The following is a 19,910-nucleotide window of genomic DNA, read 5'->3' as shown; positions in this document are numbered from 1 at the left end:
GATCGAACTTGTGAGGAGTTATTTATGTTTCGCCACAATCTACCGTTAAAAAAAATCAGCTTGCTAGCAGCCACCTGCGGAGGTTTACTCGTTAGTCTCGCAACACTTTCCCAGGCCGGCGGCCCCCCGCCCCAACAAGGAAAACCCGTTTCCCAACCCGCAGAAACCCCCGCAGCCACTGAAGAACCCGTCAGTGAACCAACTCCGGCTGCGAGTCCGGGCCTCAGCGGGATGCCCTCTACACCAACAGACGCGCCTGCCCGCTTCCCCATGCCCAGTGCGCGAGTTACGCCTGCCGAAGGCATGATAGTAATTAAACTGGTGAATACCACCAATGCTGTCATCAATTATCAAATCGTAGGCGTGACCCAGCCGCGCACTCTGGGCGAACAATCTGAAATTTTGCTTCAAGCCCTCAAAGTGCCAATCACCCTCACTTATCAGCGCCCAGACGGCGGATTGGTGCTAGTTCGCCCCCAAGCAACCGCGATGCCGGGAATGTTGCAAGTCAGTTTCGGCGCGACAACTGAGTTGGACGCTGATACAAAATCGCTGCAAATTCAGGAAGATGGCAAGGTAATTTTGAATTAGTTTAACTGTTGACTGTTGACTGTTACCATTCGTGTCAACTTAAGACTCAAATCCATAATAAATATCGTTTATAGTTTAGTTGCGATACCCCCTAAACCCTCTTAATAAGGGGGGAGGGACAAGACTATTCTTACCTCCCATCTAACTCCCCTTAATAAAGGGGAAAGAGCATTCAAAGTCCCACTTCTTAAGGGGGATTTAGGGGTATCGCAACTTCGATACAAACGAGATATACACAGGGTTTTAGTATTATGTTGACACCGATGGGCTGTTACTAATTCCCAATTTCCAATTCCCAATTCCCAGTCAACCGTCACTCGCCGAGTAACAAAGGAGGTAACTTAGTAAAAGGTAAATCCTCGTTTACTGCATCAATTTCTTGCTGTTCTCTTTCGTTGATTTGACCGATATAAGACTTGAGAATTTGCGCCAGACGGTTGTTATAAAATCGGTGCAAACTATAATTTGGCGTAGCTGGAAAGCCGCGCCGTTTTTTGTGCCGCCCGCCGGCACCCGGATCGAAGCTTTGGATGCCCCGATCGATCGCCCATTCGATCGGCGTATAGTAGCAAGCATCGAAGTGCAAGCAGTCGATTTCCTGCAAACTTCCCCAATAACGCCCGTACAGTCGATCGCCCTTATACAAACAAAAAGACATACCCACCGGCTGTCTGTCATCTTCCTTGTCGTAGGCGGCTACAAATAAAACTCGATCGCGATAATTGTGGTGCAACTGTTCAAAAAATCGCTTAGTCAGATACTTGCTTCCCCACCAACCAAATTTGTCGCAAGTATTCTCATAAAAAGCATACATTTGAGCAAACATAGCTTGGGGAATTTCATCGCCCGTCAGCGTTTTTACCAACAAACCAGCTTGGTCAACTGCTTTGCGTTCGCGTTTGATATTGCGGCGCTGGTTGGCATTAAATGCGCCTAAATAATTGTCAAAATTTTGATAGCCTTGATTTTGCCAAATATAACTGTGGTGCAGCCAACTGCTGAAACCGTGGCGTTCCATGCGCTGCCGCCATTCGGGATCGACATAAAGGAAATTGCAGCCGGAGATATTGTGGCGATCGCAAAAATGGTCGATCGCGCTTACCATTACTCCAGTTAACTCGTCTTCATCTTCCCCCTCGGCAATCAAAAACCGATAGCCTTCAGCCGGAGTAAACGGCGTCATTCCCATCAATTTGGGATAATAGTGAACACCCAAACGTTGAGCTAAATCCGCCCACTGATTATCGAATACAAATTCGCCGTAGCTGTGGCTTTTGACATAAAGTGGCGCGCCAGCAATCAACTGTTTGTCTCGCCACACTGTTAAGTGATGCGGTAGCCAACCGGTTTTACCTGTCGCACTGCCCGAGACTTCGAGATTGTTCAGCCAATCCCATTCCAGAAATGGAGTTTTTAGTGGCATCGCCAGGGCATCCCACGACGCTTGCGGGATTTCGCCTATTTTGCTAATCCAGGCTACAGAATATTCAGGTTTTGGCTGTTTCAGCATAGGGAGATTTGAGCGTAGAGCGATCGAACTTCATTTAAGTTAATATAATTTCCCCTGTTCGACACTTCTTACCAGGCTCTTCCTGGTAACGCAGATCCAGAGTTTGAGCCTCGATTTTCCTTGGGCTGGTGAGGCACAGCCTCGCTTACATGGGTTCCCCGGCTCTGCCTGGGAACCAGTTAAATGTGCGACTATCGATCGACCCGATAATGCAAAAATACCTCTTGTCCCACCTGTTTAACCGCCAAAAGCTCCAATTTCGGAGCTAAATCCGCCAAAAAACCCTCTCCCTCCACTGGTGTCGGTGCATCCGCCCCGCCCAAAATTAACGGGCACACCGTCAGCCACAGTTCGTCTACCAAGCCTGCAGCCAGCACAGACGCTACGAGTTTTCCCCCTCCCAGAATCGCCAAGCGTTTGATACCGAAGCTTGCTAGCTGTTGAAACGCATCAATCCAATCAATCTCTCCACCTGCGGTTTTCGCATAGATAATTCGATCAAACTTACTGTTTCTCATCGGGTAGGGAAATCGGATTGCCGTTTCCCCGTCTTTCGTCGCCAGAGGAGACGGCAATGCCGTGTGCCTACTGTGTTGCCCCGTCAGCAGCCACCGAGGCACCGGTTGCTGGAAAAATCGCAAATTTGGGTCAAATTGGGACGATCGCGAACACACAATTTGCACCGGTTGTGGGAGCTTTCCTTGCAGTTCCCTCTGTTTGAGCAATTCCGGCGAAATCACTCTCATCGTCGTCCCATAAGCCTGTAGCGTGCCTTTGCCGAACAAAACGGCGTCGCTTGCTGCTACTTGCTGTTCGAGGTGGGCTTTGTCGTTGGCAGAACCGAATCTCGCGGGCGATCGTAGTGCATCTGCTATTTTACCGTCAGCGCTGATCGCGAGTATTACTGTTGCGTGAGGTTCAGTCATTACTTATCAGAATTTCGCAGAACTTTTAACTGTAGCAATTCACAACTATTTGTAAAGTTTGTTTTCAACTCGCTCGCACTGCTTTTATTTGACGGATAATGTGAGTTTATTTATTTTGCAACGGCAGCGATCGCCCTACCAAAGTATTTACTTTTCTTTACAAACAGCAGACAAAAAACGGCGCGGGAGGTAAAAAATTCGTTGCAGACTTTAAATGCGCCGCGCGATCGACTAGAGTAAAAAAAATGGCTTGATCCGTTTATTCATCGCAAAGGAAAAAAAGCTCATGGTTCAACGCGGTTCAACAGTCCGGATTCTCCGCAAAGAATCCTACTGGTATCAAGAAGTGGGCACCGTTGCTACGGTAGACCAAAGCGGCATTAAATACCCAGTTATCGTTCGCTTTAACACCGTAAATTATGCAGGCGTCAACACCAACAACTACGCCGAAAGCGAATTAGTGGAAGTGGCAGCACCCAAAGCAAAAGCGAAAACAGGGACTCCAGTAGCTTCCGGCGGCAAACAAACCACGCTCGACGAGAGGACTCGGAAAACCGGCAGCGGTACCCCCTCGCAGCAGCCCAAAACTGCTACGGACAGCAAACCGGGTGCCGAAATCCCCGGCACGGTCGAAGGTTCGCCTCAAGGTCAAGGAACAGAACAACGCTAATTGTGCCAGAACTGCCAGAAGTTGAAACTATTTGCCGGGGTTTGAATCAAGCAACCCTCGATCGAGAAATGTTGGGCGGTGACGTGTTGTTAAACAGCACGATCGCCCGCTCCATCTCTGCGACCGATTTTTTGACAAAACTCAAAGGAAAGTCGATCGCCCGCTGGTACAGGCGCGGCAAATATCTACTGGCAGAACTATCTCAATTCCCAGAAGGAGAAAGAGAGAAAGGGAAAGGGGGAGAATTTAGGGCTCAAACTCCAAGCTCTTCCCCTCTTCCTTCTTCCTTCCTCCTTCCTTCAAAAGCCGGCTGGTTGGGCGTTCACCTGCGGATGACCGGACAACTGCTGTGGGTGAACAGATCCGAACCCCTGCAAAAACACGCGCGAGTGCGGCTGTTCTTTGAAGGAAACCAAGAATTGCGGTTTGTAGACCAGCGCACCTTCGGGCAAATGTGGTACGTGCCTGCAGAAACCGAGGTTTCCAGCACTGTCATCGGTCTGAAACTTTTAGGGCCCGAACCGTTTTCCGAGGAGTTTACAACAGAATATTTGACCCGCAAGCTGCACCGGCGGGCGCGACCCATAAAAACAGCTTTGCTAGACCAGTCACTGATAGCTGGTTTGGGCAATATTTACGCAGACGAAACTTTGTTTTTGTCGGGAGTGATGCCCACAACTCTGTGTGCGGATTTGACCGCAGAGCAAATAGGGCGCATCCATACAGCTATTATTCAAGTTTTACAGAAGGCGATCGAATCCGGGGGCACCACTTTTAGCAATTTTCTCAACGTCCAAGGTGTCAACGGCAACTACGGTGGCGTCGCTTGGGTGTACAATCGCGCCGGTCAACCCTGTCGCACTTGCTCCACAACCATCGAACGTATAAAATTAGCAGGGCGATCAACTCATTTTTGCCCCGCGTGTCAGCAATAAGCACAAGGAAGAAGGAAGAAGGAAGAAGGCGGAAGAAGGAAGAGGGAAGAAGGAAGAAGGAAGAGGGAAGAAGGAAGAAGGAAGAGGGAAGAAGGAAGAAGGAAGAACTGATATCTTGCACCATTGTCAATAAGGCTGTCAGGGGCGGGCTGGACACCGAGCCCACAAGAATATTGAACTATTGTGGAACAGGCCGGAAATCTTGTTAAGCGAGAATGATGCCAGATGTCAGAAGAAAGAAGAAGTCCTTTGCACCCAAATCTAGATTAAAATTTGTATAGTTTTTTAAACTAAACCAAGCAAGTTATGGCAATCAAGAAAGGCAGTATCGTTCGCGCTGTACGCGAAAAATTGGAAAACAGTCTAGAAGCCAAAGCCAGCGACCAGCGCTTTTCCTCGTATATATTTGAAACAAAGGGCGAAGTGATGGATGTTCGCGGCGACTATGCCTTCGTCAAATTTGGCAAAGTACCCACCCCGAATATTTGGCTGCGGGTAGACCAACTCGAAGATTTTAAGTAACTCACCAAAACTAAACATCACTGTTCTTAATGTAGCGAAGGGTGCACACGGCGCACCTTTCCCCAATTAAGCTGATTGCTAAAATCTAAAATCTAAAATCTAAAATCTAAAATCCAATGAATTCTCCATCAAACCGCGTATCAATTATTGGTGCAGGCAAAGTCGGCAGTACGTTAGCCCAGCGAATTGCTGAGAAAAATCTGGCAGATGTAGTATTGCTAGATATTGTGGAGGGTTGGCCGCAGGGCGTTGCTTTGGATTTGATGGAAGCTAGGGGAGTGGAACGCCACGATCGCCAAATTGTCGGTACAAATGATTATACAGATACGGCCAACTCAAATATCATCGTAATTGCCGCCGGAGTGCCGCGCAAACCCGGTATCAATCGGGAAGATTTAATTAGAATCAATGCTCGAATTGTCACCGAAGCCTCAAAACAGGCGATCGAGCATTCTCCCGAAGCAATCTTAATCGTCATCACCAATCCCCTAGATATCATGACTTATTTAGCTTGGGAAGCTGCGGATTTGCCCAAACACCGAGTCATGGGGATGGGGGGAGTTCTCGACTCCGCCCGCTTTGAAACTTTTATTGCCATGGAATTGGGCGTTTCAATTGCTGAAATCAATGCAACTGTCATCGGTTCTCATGGCGATTTGATGGTTCCTTTGCCTCGCTATTCCACTGTCAACGGTATTCCCATCAATCAACTTATGGATGTTGGGGCGATCGATCGACTTGTACAGCGGACTCGCCACGGCGGCGCAGAAATTGTCGAATTGATGAAGATTAGTAGTGCTTATTTTGCACCCGCATCTTCTGCCTGTTTGATGGTAGAATCTATTTTATTTAATCAGTCGCGACTCTTGCCTTGCTGCGTTTATTTGCACGGCGAATACGGCGTGCAAGATATCTTTTTAGGAGTTCCCTGCCGCTTGGGATCTCAGGGAGTCGAACAAGTAGTCGAACTCGAACTCAGCGATACCGAAAGAGCAGCCTTTATTGAGTCTGGCAAATTGGTTGCCGAAAATATTGAGGAAGCTAGGGCAATACTGAAAACGTCTTCTTAAGTTTGTAGCAGTTCGTTGAGCACAGTAGCCTGCTGGCCACTTCAATATAATAATTTATATTGAGTATGAAAGTGCGATCGCTCTGTCGGAACTTGCCTTATCGGATTTCAACCGTGCTTTGATTAATATTATTGATCATGTTTGTTAGGCTATATTTCACAAGCCCAAAAAGGGCAGCAAAGAACCGAGCGATAAATATAAAATTTCCTCTCAAAAACTTGCTAAAAACGCAAAAACTGGCAAGCAAAAGCAGTTGAACTTGGTCTGCGCGACAATACTCTCAGAGTTTCTCTAGAAATTAAACCAAAAATCTGCCATATTTTCTTTACTACTAAACCAACAGCAGAAGCAGTCAGTTTAGGATTATCTCTCACTCGCGCTCGCATTGTCCAAGAACAGCGTAGCACTTTAAAGGTAGAAAGCGAAATGCGAGTTTCTACGGAATTTCCCATTACTTTGCCCAAACATTAATCCTGGCGATCGCCATTTCTATTGATCAAGCTTGAAATACCTTTACTTTAGCCCAAAATGTGATACCCTAAATATTTGTATTATCTAAAATTTTTACACTTGTCAAAAATCGCAAAAATCGGGCCAAAAGTCTCCGCGCGTGCCGAAGCTATCCCGAACGCGCGTGCGGGCTCGTTGCGGTAGGGAATCCCCCTTGAGTTGATCCCATTTAACCACAGCCTGCAACTACCTCAACTGTTTGACCGAAAACTAACCTCTGATTCGGTGAATTTTAATCCGTTTAAAAAATCCCATCCCTCGCATGAAATAACGAGAAGGCAAGGAAAAATATCTAAAATTTCGGCTGGCCCTAAAGATTGTAAAAAATCTAATTTAGGAGAGATAAATCGCGTATTACTTAAAACTTTAGAAAAGGCGATCGCCTAAGTTTAAACAAATTTAAATAAAGGCGTTACCAACAGGATATTCCATCGCCACAACAAGGAAACCATTAATCAAGTTTGGGGTAATAATAAAAAGGTGACAATTGCAACCCAAGGCGAACAAAAAAAATGTCAAAATTAGTCAGAGACGCTCCTCCCGCTCGCGAAATGGAACCTGGTTTCTTGTTTCCACTTTCGGAGTTTTCCTGAGTTAATTACGTTAAGAAACCGGGTTTATGTGTAAGTTTTGTTAGCATTATTCCCACTAATTGACAATTAATGAAGTAGCCAATTATGCAACTTTTTCAGTAAATATACGGGAGCTAATATGGTCGATAGACCTCCAAATCTCGAAAAAATACGGAAATGCAGTGTGAGTAGCTGCTAAGTGCTAGCAGAATGAGGAGAATATGTTCTTTGCCTTTTTGAGTTACCAGGCTCAACTTGCAGAGCGCTATTGAGATGGCATCAACCTCGATAACAAACCGCAAAATAACTAAATAAAAATCATTATGTTTCATGAATACCTGTATCACGAAGTCAGCAACCTGCGCGAGAAACTAGCTCACCTAGAAAGAGAAACGCAGTCTCAAACCTGGTTCAAAAAGCTGCAAGCGCTGATGGGAGTTATTAGCAAAATTCGTGAATCCCTAGACTTAGAAACAATATTCAAAATCACAGCCACCGAAGTTCGGCAACTCCTAAATGCCGATCGAGTCGCCATCTACCGCTTCTTTCCCGAATCCGAATGGAATGAGGGCGAAGTAGTGTCCGAAGACGTACTGCCCCAATACAGCCCCTCTTTGGGAACCAGAGTCCGCGACAATTGCTTCGGCGAACAATTTGCAGCCAACTACACCAAAGGTTACGTTCAAGCAGTCACGGACATCTACAAAGCCCGGTTGAGCCCTTGTCACCTCAAAATCCTCAAGCGGTTTCAAATCCGGGCCAACTTAGTCGTACCGCTACTGCAAGGGCAACATTTGTGGGGATTGCTGTGCATTCACTCCTGCGGTCAACCCCGCCAGTGGCAAGAAGACGAAATCGAATTTGCCAGACAAGTAGGCGACCATTTAGCAGTTGCCATCTACCAAGCCGAACTGCACTTGCAAACCCAGAGGCAAATAGCAGAAATCGAATCCGCGCAGCAGAAACTCCGCGACAGTGAGCAAAAATATCACCAAATTCTCGATTCGATCGGCGATATGGTATTAGTCAAAGGCCCCAAATCCAAAATTGTTTGGGCAAATCAAGCATTCCGCAACTATTACGGCACGACTGAAGAGGAACTTCAAGGCATCGTAGACGCACCTTTCGCCAATCCCGACAATACTCTCCAGTACGTCAGAGATGACGCCTTCGTATTTGACACCGGACACACTCTGCAAATTTCCGAAGAACCGGTGACGCGCTACGACGGAGAAGTGCGGCTGTTCAGCACCGTCAAAACACCGATCCGCAATGCAGACGGCCAAATCGTCATGACTGTCGGCGTCTCCCGTGACATGACGGAACGCAAAAAAACAGAAGAAGCCGTCAAAGCCAGCGAAACAAAATACCGCAGCCTGGTAGAAACCTCCCAAGACATGATTTGGTCGGTCGATGCGATCGGGCGCTATACCTTCGTCAACCCAGCAGTTAAGTACATCTACGGTTACGAACCAGAAGAAATGATCGGTCGGCCGTTCTCCGACTTTGTGACACCAGAACAAAGCCAGAAAGATTTAGAAGTTTTCGCCCGCCTGTTTGCCGGAGAATCAATTTTCCAGTACGAAACCACCCAAATCGCCAAAGACGGTAGCATGAAACATTTGATGTTTAACGCCATTGCCCTCTACGACGAAACGGGAAACTTCCTCGGCACCACGGGCACAGCCACCGACATTACCGATCGCAAGCGAGCAGAAGCAGCCTTACAACACGCCAACGCAGAACTAGAGCGCAGAGTAGAAGCACGCACGGCCGAACTGCGCCAGACTTTTGCCGCACTCAGTGCCAGCGAAGCCAGGTTCCGGACGATCGCGGCCACCATCCCCGGAGCTTTGTTCCAGTTTTGCAACCGGGACGGAGTTTGGCAAGTTGACTACGTTAGCGATCGCATCTTCGATCTCATCGGCGTCACAGCAGCAGAAATGACGCGAGACTTAAATACATTCATTTCTCGCATCCACCCCGAAGACTCGGAAAGCCACCTCGCTTCCGTCAACGAAGCCGTAGAAAATCTTTGTCCCTGGCACTACGAAGGGCGGTTAGTCAAGCCCGACGGTGAGATTCGCTGGTGGCAGGGTGACTCCATGCCCACCCGCAGCGAGAACGGCGAAATAATATTTTGCGGCGTTTTGCTCGACATCACCGATCGCAAAGTTGCCGAAACCGCCATTCGCAATAGCCAGCGACAGCTAAAACAAGCCCAGAGAGTAGCCCACGTCGGCAATTGGGAACTCGACGCAGCCACCGAAACCCTCACTTGGTCAGAAGAACTCTTCCGCATCTTCGGGCTCGAACCGGCCGAAAGCGTGCCCAACCTAGCCGAACAGGTCGCTCTGATTCATCCTGAAGATTTGGAAGTGTGGCAGACTCAAGTCCAGCGGGGACTCGCAACAGGCATCCCCTTTGATTTTGACTTTCGCCTTTACCGTCCCGACGGCATTTTGCGACACGTGAACGCCGTGGGCCAAGCCGAAACCGATGTGAACGGCAAGGTGGTAAAACTGTTCGGTACGGTGATCGACATTACCGATCGCAAAGCCGCCGAAGCAGGACTGCGGCAAGCAGCAGTCGAGTTAGAAGACAGAGTGAGCGATCGCACGACTGAACTTTCCCAAGCAGTCACCCAATTAGAACAAGAAATTGGCGATCGTAAACAGGCAGAAGCAGCGCTGCAAGTTTCCGAGCAAAACCTGCGGACTATCTTTAACAATGTTTACGATGCTATCTTCATTCACGATTTAGAAGGAAACATTCTCGATGTCAATAATCGAATGTTAGAAATGTACGGAGTGAGCCAGGAACAAGCAACAAAATTATCAATTAAAAACGACTATTCAACACACGACAATCCCATTGAAAAAATGGAAGAACTTTGGGAAAGAGTATTAGCAGGCGAAACAGGTCGCGTGGAATGGAAAGCGAGGCGTCCCAAGGACGGTTCAACTTTTGATGCAGAAATTGCCCTTTCCAAAATTAATCTCAACGGCAATCTCAGCATCATTGCCAACGTCCGAGATATTAGCGATCGCAAACAGGCAGAAGCAGAACTGCAACACGCCCAACAGTTTATGGAATCTGTACTCAAAACCATACCCGTAGGAGTGGTTGCCAAGGATGCCCAAGAACTGCGGTTTGTACTGTGGAACCCGGCCGCCGAAGAGTTGCTCGGTTTCAGTGCAGCAGAAGTTATCGGCAAAAATGATTACGACTTTTTCCCAACAAAACAAGCTGATTTTTTCACCGCCAAAGACCGGGAAGTGCTCAACAGCGGGCAAATTGTAGAAATCGCCGAAGAAGAGGTTGAAACGAGGCAAGGAGAAACGCGGATATTTCATACCAAGAAAACAGCAATACTCGATGCTGATGGCAAACCGCAATATCTATTAGCTGTTACCGAAGACATTACCGATCGCAAGCGGGGAGAAATTGCCTTGAGGCGATCGGAAGCCCTACTCAGACAGCAAGCCGAGCGAGAAAAATTGCTCAACAACCTCACTACTCAAATCCGCAATTCCCTCGATTTCGACAGCATTATTGCTGTCGCCGTCCAAGAAATTCGGGCTTTCATGCAGATCGATCGGTGCAACTTTAGCTGGTATCGCGGCGACGGGGAGGAACCTTTCTGGGAAATTCTTAAAGAATCTCGCCTCCCCCAACTTCCGGATTTAACAGGTTGCTATAAAGCTTCTGACTTCGGTGCTTTAGGAAAAACTGTCTTGCGTCTAGAAACGCTGCAAGTCGATGATGTCGGAGCAATCGCAGACCCTGTTTGGAGAAAGTCTCTTAGTTATATGGGCTACCAATCTATATTGGCAATTCCGATGCAGGCACTTTCGGGAGTCGTGAGTGTTGTTACCTGCTCCCACTCCGCTTCTGTGCGGCATTGGAGCGACAGCGAAGTAGAATTGTTGCAAGCGATTACAGTTCAATTGGCGATCGCTCTCAACCAAGCCGATCTTTACGCCCAAACTCGCAATAAAGCTCGCGAATTAGAGCAAACATTGCAGAAATTAACCAGCACTCAATCGCAGTTAATTCAAAATGAAAAAATGTCGAGTCTCGGTCAACTTGTGGCAGGAGTCGCCCACGAAATTAACAATCCAGTTAACTTTATTTACGGCAATCTATCCCACGCCAACGACTATACTCAAGACTTGCTGCACCTGATCGAACTTTACCAAAATCACTATCCCAATCCAGTCCCGGAAATTCAAGAGGAAGTAGACAATATAGAACTCGAATTTCTGATGGAAGACCTGCCAAAGTTGCTTTCTTCAATGAAAGTCGGTGCCGACAGAATTCAACAAATTGTTGCTTCTCTCCGCACATTTTCCCGCATGGACGAAGCGGAAAAGAAAGCAGTCAACATCCACGACGGCATAGATAGCACGCTGATGATTTTGCAGCACCGACTCAAAGCTAAACACAATCATCCAGAAATTGAGGTGATTAAAGAATACGCTCCACTGCCCTTAGTAGAATGTTATGCCGGACAGTTAAATCAAGTATTTATGAACATCTTGAGCAATGCTTTGGATGCTTTGGAAGAACGGGATCTGCGCCGTTCTCCCGAGGAAATGCGGCAACAGCCCAGCAACATCCGCATCCGCACTGAAATATCGCCAGCGGGCAAGGTAATCATTCGGATTGCTGACAACGGGCCGGGAATACCGGAGACTGTCGGCACTCGGCTTTTTGACCCGTTTTTTACCACTAAACCTGTGGGTAAAGGCACCGGGATGGGCTTGTCAATTAGCTATCAAATTGTTACAGACAGACACAATGGGTCGCTGAAATGCACTTCTTCACCGGGACAGGGTACAGAATTGGTGATCGAAATACCCCTCAAAGCTAATTGTTAATAGGGAATTGGTAAGTTGTAAGTTTTAATTGGCAATTAACAATTGCGAAAGTGTTACTGTGCGTCAGCTTTGTAATTCTCAACCATATCAATTCCGGTAGCATCGTCGTCGGACGTAAAATTTACTCAACAATCAGTAATCAGGGACGGTACAACCGGAATTGATCTCATTCATCTGCGTTACTCTGTGTTAATCTGCCCTCATCTGCGGTTTAAAAAAGAGAATTTTTCTGACCGCAGATGACAAGGGATTAATGCGGATTCACGCAGATGAAGAATTCCGATGCTAACCAATTTGATATGAACACCGAAAATCTAATTTTGATGCACCATTTATTCCCTGGTGCATCAGTTTTGAGATTGTGAGTTTGTAGCAAAAATGTCTTCACGGGGTGAGGCACTATTTACCAATCTGTACCTCACTCAGTCCATAATGGCTATATTACCGAGATTTATCAGGATTTCTGTCACTGCTGAACTGTCCAAAGGTTTAGAAAACCAATATCCCTGAGCTAATTCGCAGTCGAGTTCTCGAAGCTGTGATAACTGTTCGGCTGTCTCTACACCTTCGGCGATCGCATTCAATCCCAAATTGTGAGCCAAAGTTACGATCGCCCGCACAATCTGCAAAGGCTGACCCCCGTCGTCACCGTTTTCGACAGCCCCCAAGCGGCTCACAAAAGATCGATCGATCTTCAGTGTATCCAGCGGAAAACGGTGCAAGTAACTCAAAGACGAATAGCCAGTACCGAAATCGTCGATCGACAATCGAATATTTCTAGCTTTTAATTGGGCTAGCACAATATTGGCTTTTTTCACATTTTCCACGATCGCGCTTTCAGTAATCTCCAATTTTAAACAGCTCGGATCGCAGCCAGTTTCTGCTAAAATGTCATCGATTTCCTCGATTAAATTCGGCATACCTAACTGTTTAGGAGAGAGATTGACGCTCATTGTTAATTGCGAAGGATCAATAATAGGTAATTTAAAATTCGGAATTGGTACCTGGGAAGTTGTACTGAACGTAGCCGAAGTATTGGTAATTGGGAATGGGGAATGGGTAATAGATGAGTGGAAATCAGTAATCGGGAATTGGTAACTGGGAATTGGTAATTTTTTACCGATTCTTTCTTCCCTGTGACCAATATTGGGGCTAGGCTCAGTAAAAGTTCCGTGTTCCTCATTCCCTGTATCTGTTACATCAGTTAAATTCCCTCCATTGCCCGTTGCCCTCTTCTCTGTTGTTACCCTGAGCGAAGTCGAAGCGCTTTCTTCCTTCTTGTTACGCTGAGCGACTCGCCCTGAGTGCAGCCGAAGAGAGTCGAAGGGCCTTGTTCCGAATTCGATGGGACTTCTTCCCTGTTGCTCGGTTAACATTTCTTGCCAAATCCGCAATTGCTGACAAGCTTCCCGCAACACCCAGGCTCCCAGAGGCACGATCAAACCTGTTTCTTCAGCTACAGGAATAAAAGTAGACGGCGGAACTAGACCCCGAACTGGGTGGTGCCAGCGCACCAAGGCCTCAAAACCTTCGAGCGCACCGCTGGCGATCGAAACAATCGGTTGGTAGTGCACAATAAAGTGCGAACGTTGATCCTTGCTCTCTCCTAATTCCTCCTTGCCCAAAATAGCCAACCGCAGGTCAGTTTCTAACTGCAACAGCGACATAGTTTGGTCGTGCATCGCCAAATTAAACACTTCGTGGCGGGCCTTACCCAAAGCTTTAGCGCGGTACATAGCGATGTCAGCATCGCGTAGGAATTCTTCTGGGTGAGTGTACGAATTTAATTCGCCACTGGCGGTGGCTTCGCCTCGACTGAAAACAATGCCAATGCTAGCAGTGGTAAATACTTCGTGTCCTTCGAGATGAAACGGCTTCGTCAGTTCTTTTTGTATCTTTTTAGCTGCGAGGGTGGCGTCACTGAGGCTCTGAATGTGGTCTAGCAGGATGGTGAATTCGTCTCCCCCCAGTCGGGCGACGGTATCAGAAACCCGGACGCACGTTTGCAGTCGCTCCGCGAGGGCGATTAGCAGTTTGTCTCCTAAAACGTGTCCTAAAGAATCATTAACTACTTTGAAGCGGTCTAAATCTAGGAAAAGTAAACCAAATTTGTAATCGGGGGACTGATTGGATCGGCGGATGGCTTGTCCTAGCCTGTCGATGAACAAAACCCGGTTGGGCAAACCCGTCAGCGCATCGTGAAAAGCGCCGTGCAGCAGTTGCCGTTCTACTCGCTTGCGCTCGGTGACATCTCGGATAATAATCTGGCCAGCGGTCGAGCCTTGATAAATAGCGGGGATGCCGGCCATTTCAACGTCTATTATTTGTCCGTCGAGCCTCATCAGTTTTTGTTCGGCAAGGTCGATCGGCTGATTTTCTATCTCGACTAGCCGAATGCGCTCTGTGGCTATTTCCACATAGTTTGGATGGACGAAATGCAATATGGGAAAGCCGATTAGCGCATCGGGAGAGTTCGCACCGAGGAGTTTCGCGCCGGCAGCATTGATGTAGGCGATTTTCCCTTGACTGTGAACGGCGATCGCTTCGGGAGATAGTTCTACTAAACGGCGATAGCGTTCTTCACTTTCTTTGAGAGAGACTATTAACTCGCATCGCTCTTTTTCAGCTTGCTGGCGTTCGACTTCCATTTGGTGAACCGCCAGAATTTTGCCAATACTTTGAGCCATCAATTCTATAATTTCTATTTCCTCGTACTTGAACTTTTTTTTCTTTATTTCTGGCGAACTAAAACTCAACGTGCCGTAAGTTTTATTGTTAACAAATATCGGCGTTCCAATGTAAGATTCCGCCTTGCAGTTCTGATAAGCAGGATGTTCGCGCATCTCAATATCTGAGCCTATATGAGAATACGCAACTGTTTTGTTAAGTTTAATGACTGCCGCGCAGTAAGTATCGCTGAGGTTCAACTCTAAGCCTCGCACGAAGTATTCTAAATCGCTTTTCGCTGCTCTGACAATAAAAGTCTCGTTGTCAACTTCAGCCATGATGCCCATAGAAAGTCCAAACATCAAACAGCCTGCTGTTAGATAATCGTCAACCAGTTCTTCAAAGTTTTGATAATGATAAGTTGTAATCCGATGCAAGTGTTTGAGATTAGCGCTAAATGCTGCTAAAGCTTGAGAATTTAAAAATAATTCTTCTTCCGAACGCTGGCGGTCGGTAATGTCTGTTTGTACTCCAATAAAGTGGGTTAAGTGTCGCCGCGAGTTGTAAACTGGAGCGATCGACAGTTCGTGCCAAAAAGGGGTGCCGTCTTTCCGAAAGTTTCGTAATATAACTTGAGATTCTCTGCCTTCTTCAATCGCAATTCGCAATTGTTTGGCAGCGGGGGTGTCAGTGTCTGTACCCTGCAAAAATCGGCAATTTTTCCCCATTAACTCGTCTCTGCGATAACCCGTAATCCGCTCAAAACTGGGATTGACATAAATAATCGGATTATCTGCAACGGTGGCGTCGGTGATTGCAATGCCGTTGCTGCAACTTTCGATCGCCCGTTCCATCATTTGTAAGCGCTCTTGCGATATAATGCGCTCGATCGCCGCAGCTAACACGTTGGCGATCGCTTCTACAAAATAAACGTCATCTTGACTGAAAACCCGCCCTTGGCTGGTATGAACCCCCAAAATTCCCCAGGCCGGCGAGGATGAACTGTTCGCTGGTTCTGCTTGTCCCCAGTTCCTCCCCAGTCCCCGATTGCCGGGAATAATTACAGTGACGCCGCTGACTGCCCGATGGTTATGCAGTAGCGGCAACTCGCTAAAGCGCGTTTCCACCCGTAAATCTTCGACGATCGTCGGTTCGCCCACTAGCAATGTGTAACCTGCTTGCGATCGGGCAGAAGCGGCAACAGTAGCGCTGCCGACGAGGCCCGGCTGCCAGCCAACCCCCGCTCGCAGCAGAAAAGCATGACCAGAGGGCAACAGTTCTAATACCTGGCAATAATCAACGTCCAGGGTTTGAGCAATTAAAACCGCAGCTTTGTCCATCAGTGCGGACAAATCTGTTTCGGCCAGAGCCTGCTGCCCCAAGTAAGCGACGGCCGCTTGCTGGCGGGCCCGCGAGTGAATTGACGTGAGCAATTCCTGCTCCTTGGCGGCCACTCGCTTCCGATCCGTAATGTCGCTGAATACCGACAGAACAGCTTTCCCCGACACCAATGTCAGATACCGCATCGATACACTTGCCCAAAACAGCGTGCCGTCAGCTTTTTTAAGCCGGATTTCTGTCTCGCGGACGTGTCCGTTGCGGGCGAGCCGCAACAGCAATTCCTGGCGCTCTGCAGGTTTGTGGTAGAGCATTTCGGCTTTTTGGCGGTCGATCGACTTGAATCCTGTGAACCCGAAAGCCTGACGACATAAATCGTTACTATAAAGAATTGTGCCGTCCGCCAGACTGCTCACGACCAGGGGTATTGGCATCGAGTTGGCGATCGTCAGCAGTAATTCTTTGGTTCCTTGCAGCTCTTTGTACAAGTCTGGCTTGGACGCCCAGCCGTGACAGTCTTCAGACTTTTCAGGGATAAAACTTTCCATTGTTTAATCGATCCATTAGCAGGACAACTTTTTTAAACTTGTGGTCAATCAATACTGCGGACGGTTTTTAATTAGCAGTCGTAGAATAAAAGTTTCAAGGCGATTCGCCAATCGAGCTACCAACGGAAAATCAAGGGTTTCAAACTACGAACTAAAAACAGTCCAGATTATTGGTAAATGACGATTTCAGATGCAGAGGAGGATCTACAGTAGCCCACAACACATTAATCTTAACCAGAACTATGCAACTGAAGGCCCCTAAACTGCTCGGCTGAAGTTTGATACGCTGCTCTCCCGTTAAAGACCACATCTGTCTTTGGTATGAAAATCTACTGTTTTTAAAGTTGCGTTAAGTTTTGATAAGAGCGAGGTACTTTACCCAATGTGCAGCGGAAGCTCCTAATCTAAAAAGTAAAGTCACCTACAAACAACCACCGAATACTATCCGAGGAGAGAGGAGAAATGCTTGAATCTTACCGCCGTACCGCTGCCGAACGGGCCGCTTTGGGAATTCCACCCCTGCCGCTAGACGCCCAGCAAACGTCGGAACTGTGTGAACTGCTGAAAAATCCGCCGGCTGGAGAAGAAGAGACCTTAATAGAATTATTGCGCGATCGCGTCCCGCCAGGAGTAGACAGCGCCGCCTACGTCAAAGCTGGTTTTTTAACTGGCATTGCTAAAGGCGAAATCCACAGCCCCCTAATTGCTCCCAAATGGGCAGTTTACCTGCTGGGGACAATGATGGGCGGTTACAACGTCCAATCTTTAATCGATTTGCTCAATCCTACTGCCGAAATCGCCATTCCCGCCACCGCCGCCCGGGCACTGAGCAAAACGTTGTTAGTATTCGACGCTTTCCACGACGTTATAGCTTTGTCTGATACTAATCCCTACGCCAAACAGGTAGTCGATTCTTGGGCGGATGCCGAGTGGTTTACAGGCCGTCCTGTATTGCCAGAAGCGATTACCGTTACAGTCTTCAAAGTTCCTGGAGAAACCAATACTGATGACTTGTCGCCTGCACCTCATGCTACCACGCGACCGGACATTCCCCTACACGCTTTGGCGATGCTAGAAAGTAAGATGCCAGGAGCTTTGCAAACCATTGCAGACTTGAAGCAAAAAGGTCATCCCGTAGCCTATGTTGGTGATGTTGTCGGTACCGGTTCGTCACGGAAATCGGCGATTAATTCCGTACTCTGGCACATTGGGAATGATATTCCGTTTGTGCCGAACAAGCGCAGTGGCGGTTATATTTTAGGAAGTGCGATCGCCCCGATTTTCTTCAATACCGCTGAAGATTCCGGCGCTTTGCCGATCGAATGCGATGTCTCCAAAATGGAAACAGGAATGGTAATTACCATCCATCCATACCAAGGCGAAATTACCAACGAAGCCGGAGAAATAATCTCCACATTCACCCTCAAACCCGACACAATTCTAGACGAAGTTCGCGCAGGTGGCCGAATTCCGCTATTAATTGGACGAACTTTAACCGACAAAACCCGCGCAGCTTTAGGACTAGCACCTAGCACTATTTTTACCCGTCCCACAATCCCAGTAGATACGGGAAAAGGCTTCACTTTAGCACAAAAAATGGTAGGCAAAGCTTGCGGTTTGTCAGGCGTTCGTCCCGGTACATCTTGCGAACCAGTAATGACAACAGTCGGCTCGCAAGATACCACCGGGCCAATGACTCGGGACGAATTGAAAGAACTTGCTTGTTTGGGATTTAGCGCTGATTTGGTTATTCAAAGTTTCTGCCACACCGCCGCTTATCCGAAGCCAGTGGATGTAAAAACTCACCATGAGTTGCCCGATTTCATGGCAGAGCGAGCAGGCATAGCTTTGCGCCCCGGAGACGGCATTATTCACTCTTGGCTGAACCGAATGTTATTGCCGGATACAGTCGGCACTGGCGGCGATTCTCACACTCGTTTTCCTTTGGGAATTTCCTTTCCTGCGGGTTCGGGATTGGTGGCATTTGCTGCGGCCTTGGGCGTTATGCCTTTGGATATGCCGGAATCAGTTTTAGTGCGGTTTAAAGGCGAATTGCAGCCCGGAGTAACGCTGCGGGATGTTGTGAATGCAATTCCCTATGTAGCAATTCAAAAAGGTTTGCTAACCGTCGCGAAACAGAACAAGAAAAACATCTTTTCTGGACGGATCATGGAGATTGAAGGTTTGCCCGATTTGAAGGTTGAGCAGGCTTTTGAATTGACCGATGCGTCGGCAGAGCGTTCTTGCGCTGGATGTACGATTAAATTGAGTGTGGAGACTGTTTCCGAGTACATTCGCTCCAATGCTGCGCTGCTGAAAAACATGGTGGCGCGGGGCTATCAAGATGCGCGGACGATGATGCGCCGGGTGGCGAAGATGGAGGAATGGTTGGCAAATCCGGTGCTGATGGAGGCGGATGCTGATGCGGAGTACGTTGAAATCATCGAAATCGATCTGAACGAGATTACAGAACCCATTGTGGCTGCTCCCAATGACCCGGATAATGTTAAGTTGTTGAGTGAGGTTGCGGGCGATCGCGTTGACGAAGTATTTGTCGGTTCTTGCATGACAAATATCGGTCACTACCGCGCCACAGCGAAGGTGTTGGAAGGTGCAGGGGAGGTTAAAACTCGCCTGTGGATTTGTCCCCCAACTCGCATGGACGAACAGCAACTCAAAGAAGAAGGTTATTACAGCATTTTTGGAGCTGCTGGAGCGCGTACAGAAATGCCCGGCTGCAGTCTTTGTATGGGCAATCAAGCGCGGGTTAAAGATGCGACAACGGTGTTTTCAACTTCTACTCGTAACTTTAACAACCGCATGGGCAAAGATGCACAAGTTTATCTCGGTTCTGCGGAATTGGCTGCTGTTTGTTCGCTGTTAGGTCGCATTCCCACAGTCCAAGAATACAATGACATTGTGTCGAAGAGAATCGATCCTTTTGCGGGTGATTTGTATCGGTATTTGAATTTCGATCAAATTGCAGGTTTTGAGGATGAAGGCAGAGTGATTGCTTTGGAAGATATGCCTCGAATTGAGGATATTTTGGGAATTCCAGATGGTGTGTTGAGCAAGTAAAAAGTGCGGCGGGCTATGGCCCGCCCTTTGTTTATAATAGGAGTAGGGGTTCACGCCTGCATCTCTAATTCACGTCCACGATATTGATCG

Annotated in this window: 11 protein-coding genes; 7 read left to right on the top strand and 4 right to left on the bottom strand. The window is 47.7% G+C overall.

The window, feature by feature from the left end; genetic code table 11:
* Window positions 1-24 precede the first annotated feature (24 nt).
* A complete protein-coding gene (locus QUA42_RS10915) occupies window positions 25-591 on the top strand; it encodes a hypothetical protein (RefSeq protein ID WP_333037677.1) in 567 nt (188 codons plus the stop codon).
* Window positions 592-904: 313 nt separating this feature from the next.
* Here the strand turns inward: QUA42_RS10915 and QUA42_RS10910 are convergent, their stop codons facing one another.
* Both QUA42_RS10910 and QUA42_RS10905 read right to left on the bottom strand, forming a co-directional pair.
* Window positions 905-2,101, bottom strand: a complete 1,197-nt coding sequence (locus tag QUA42_RS10910; RefSeq protein WP_333137311.1) for a GNAT family N-acetyltransferase — start codon at window positions 2,099-2,101, stop codon at window positions 905-907.
* Window positions 2,102-2,292: 191 nt separating this feature from the next.
* The gene (locus QUA42_RS10905; protein ID WP_333137310.1) at window positions 2,293-3,027 is read right to left on the bottom strand and encodes a dihydrofolate reductase family protein; all 735 of its coding nucleotides are present in this window, start codon (window positions 3,025-3,027) and stop codon (window positions 2,293-2,295) included.
* Window positions 3,028-3,313: 286 nt separating this feature from the next.
* On the opposite strand from QUA42_RS10905, the gene QUA42_RS10900 reads away from it, so the two are divergent.
* The 4 genes from QUA42_RS10900 to mdh all read left to right on the top strand — a co-directional run bounded on the left by QUA42_RS10900 (window position 3,314) and on the right by mdh (window position 6,224).
* Window positions 3,314-3,697 carry a photosystem I reaction center subunit IV gene (locus tag QUA42_RS10900; protein ID WP_333137309.1) on the top strand — a complete coding sequence of 128 codons (384 nt, stop codon included), beginning with the start codon at window positions 3,314-3,316 and terminating at the stop codon, window positions 3,695-3,697.
* A 2-nt stretch (window positions 3,698-3,699) separates the two neighbouring features.
* A complete protein-coding gene (locus QUA42_RS10895; RefSeq protein WP_333137308.1) occupies window positions 3,700-4,632 on the top strand; it encodes a DNA-formamidopyrimidine glycosylase in 933 nt (310 codons plus the stop codon).
* 306 nt (window positions 4,633-4,938) lie between these two features.
* Window positions 4,939-5,154 (top strand): NAD(P)H-quinone oxidoreductase subunit O, encoded by a 216-nt coding sequence (locus QUA42_RS10890; protein ID WP_015178120.1) that lies wholly within the window; start codon window positions 4,939-4,941, stop codon window positions 5,152-5,154.
* Window positions 5,155-5,270: 116 nt separating this feature from the next.
* Window positions 5,271-6,224 carry a malate dehydrogenase gene (gene mdh, locus QUA42_RS10885; RefSeq protein ID WP_333137307.1) on the top strand — a complete coding sequence of 318 codons (954 nt, stop codon included), beginning with the start codon at window positions 5,271-5,273 and terminating at the stop codon, window positions 6,222-6,224.
* Window positions 6,225-6,445: 221 nt separating this feature from the next.
* On the opposite strand, the gene QUA42_RS10880 is transcribed toward mdh, so the two are convergent.
* Window positions 6,446-6,676 (bottom strand): hypothetical protein, encoded by a 231-nt coding sequence (locus QUA42_RS10880; RefSeq protein ID WP_333137306.1) that lies wholly within the window; start codon window positions 6,674-6,676, stop codon window positions 6,446-6,448.
* Between the two features lie 953 nt (window positions 6,677-7,629).
* Here QUA42_RS10880 and QUA42_RS10875 point away from each other — a divergent pair.
* Window positions 7,630-12,189 carry a PAS domain S-box protein gene (locus QUA42_RS10875; RefSeq protein ID WP_333137305.1) on the top strand — a complete coding sequence of 1,520 codons (4,560 nt, stop codon included), beginning with the start codon at window positions 7,630-7,632 and terminating at the stop codon, window positions 12,187-12,189.
* A gap of 422 nt (window positions 12,190-12,611) precedes the next feature.
* Here the strand turns inward: QUA42_RS10875 and QUA42_RS10870 are convergent, their stop codons facing one another.
* Window positions 12,612-16,742, bottom strand: a complete 4,131-nt coding sequence (locus tag QUA42_RS10870; protein ID WP_333137304.1) for an EAL domain-containing protein — start codon at window positions 16,740-16,742, stop codon at window positions 12,612-12,614.
* Between the two features lie 462 nt (window positions 16,743-17,204).
* Here QUA42_RS10870 and acnB point away from each other — a divergent pair, with 462 nt between their 5' ends.
* Window positions 17,205-19,820, top strand: coding sequence for a bifunctional aconitate hydratase 2/2-methylisocitrate dehydratase (acnB, locus tag QUA42_RS10865; RefSeq protein WP_333137303.1), 2,616 nt, complete (start codon window positions 17,205-17,207; stop codon window positions 19,818-19,820).
* Window positions 19,821-19,910 lie beyond the last annotated feature (90 nt).

The organism is Microcoleus sp. Pol11C2 (assembly GCF_036701505.1).
In the GTDB taxonomy this organism is placed as follows: Bacteria; Cyanobacteriota; Cyanobacteriia; order Cyanobacteriales; family Microcoleaceae; genus Microcoleus.
Note: the sequence above shows the minus strand (reverse complement) of the source record. Positions and strands in the feature narration are given on the sequence as shown.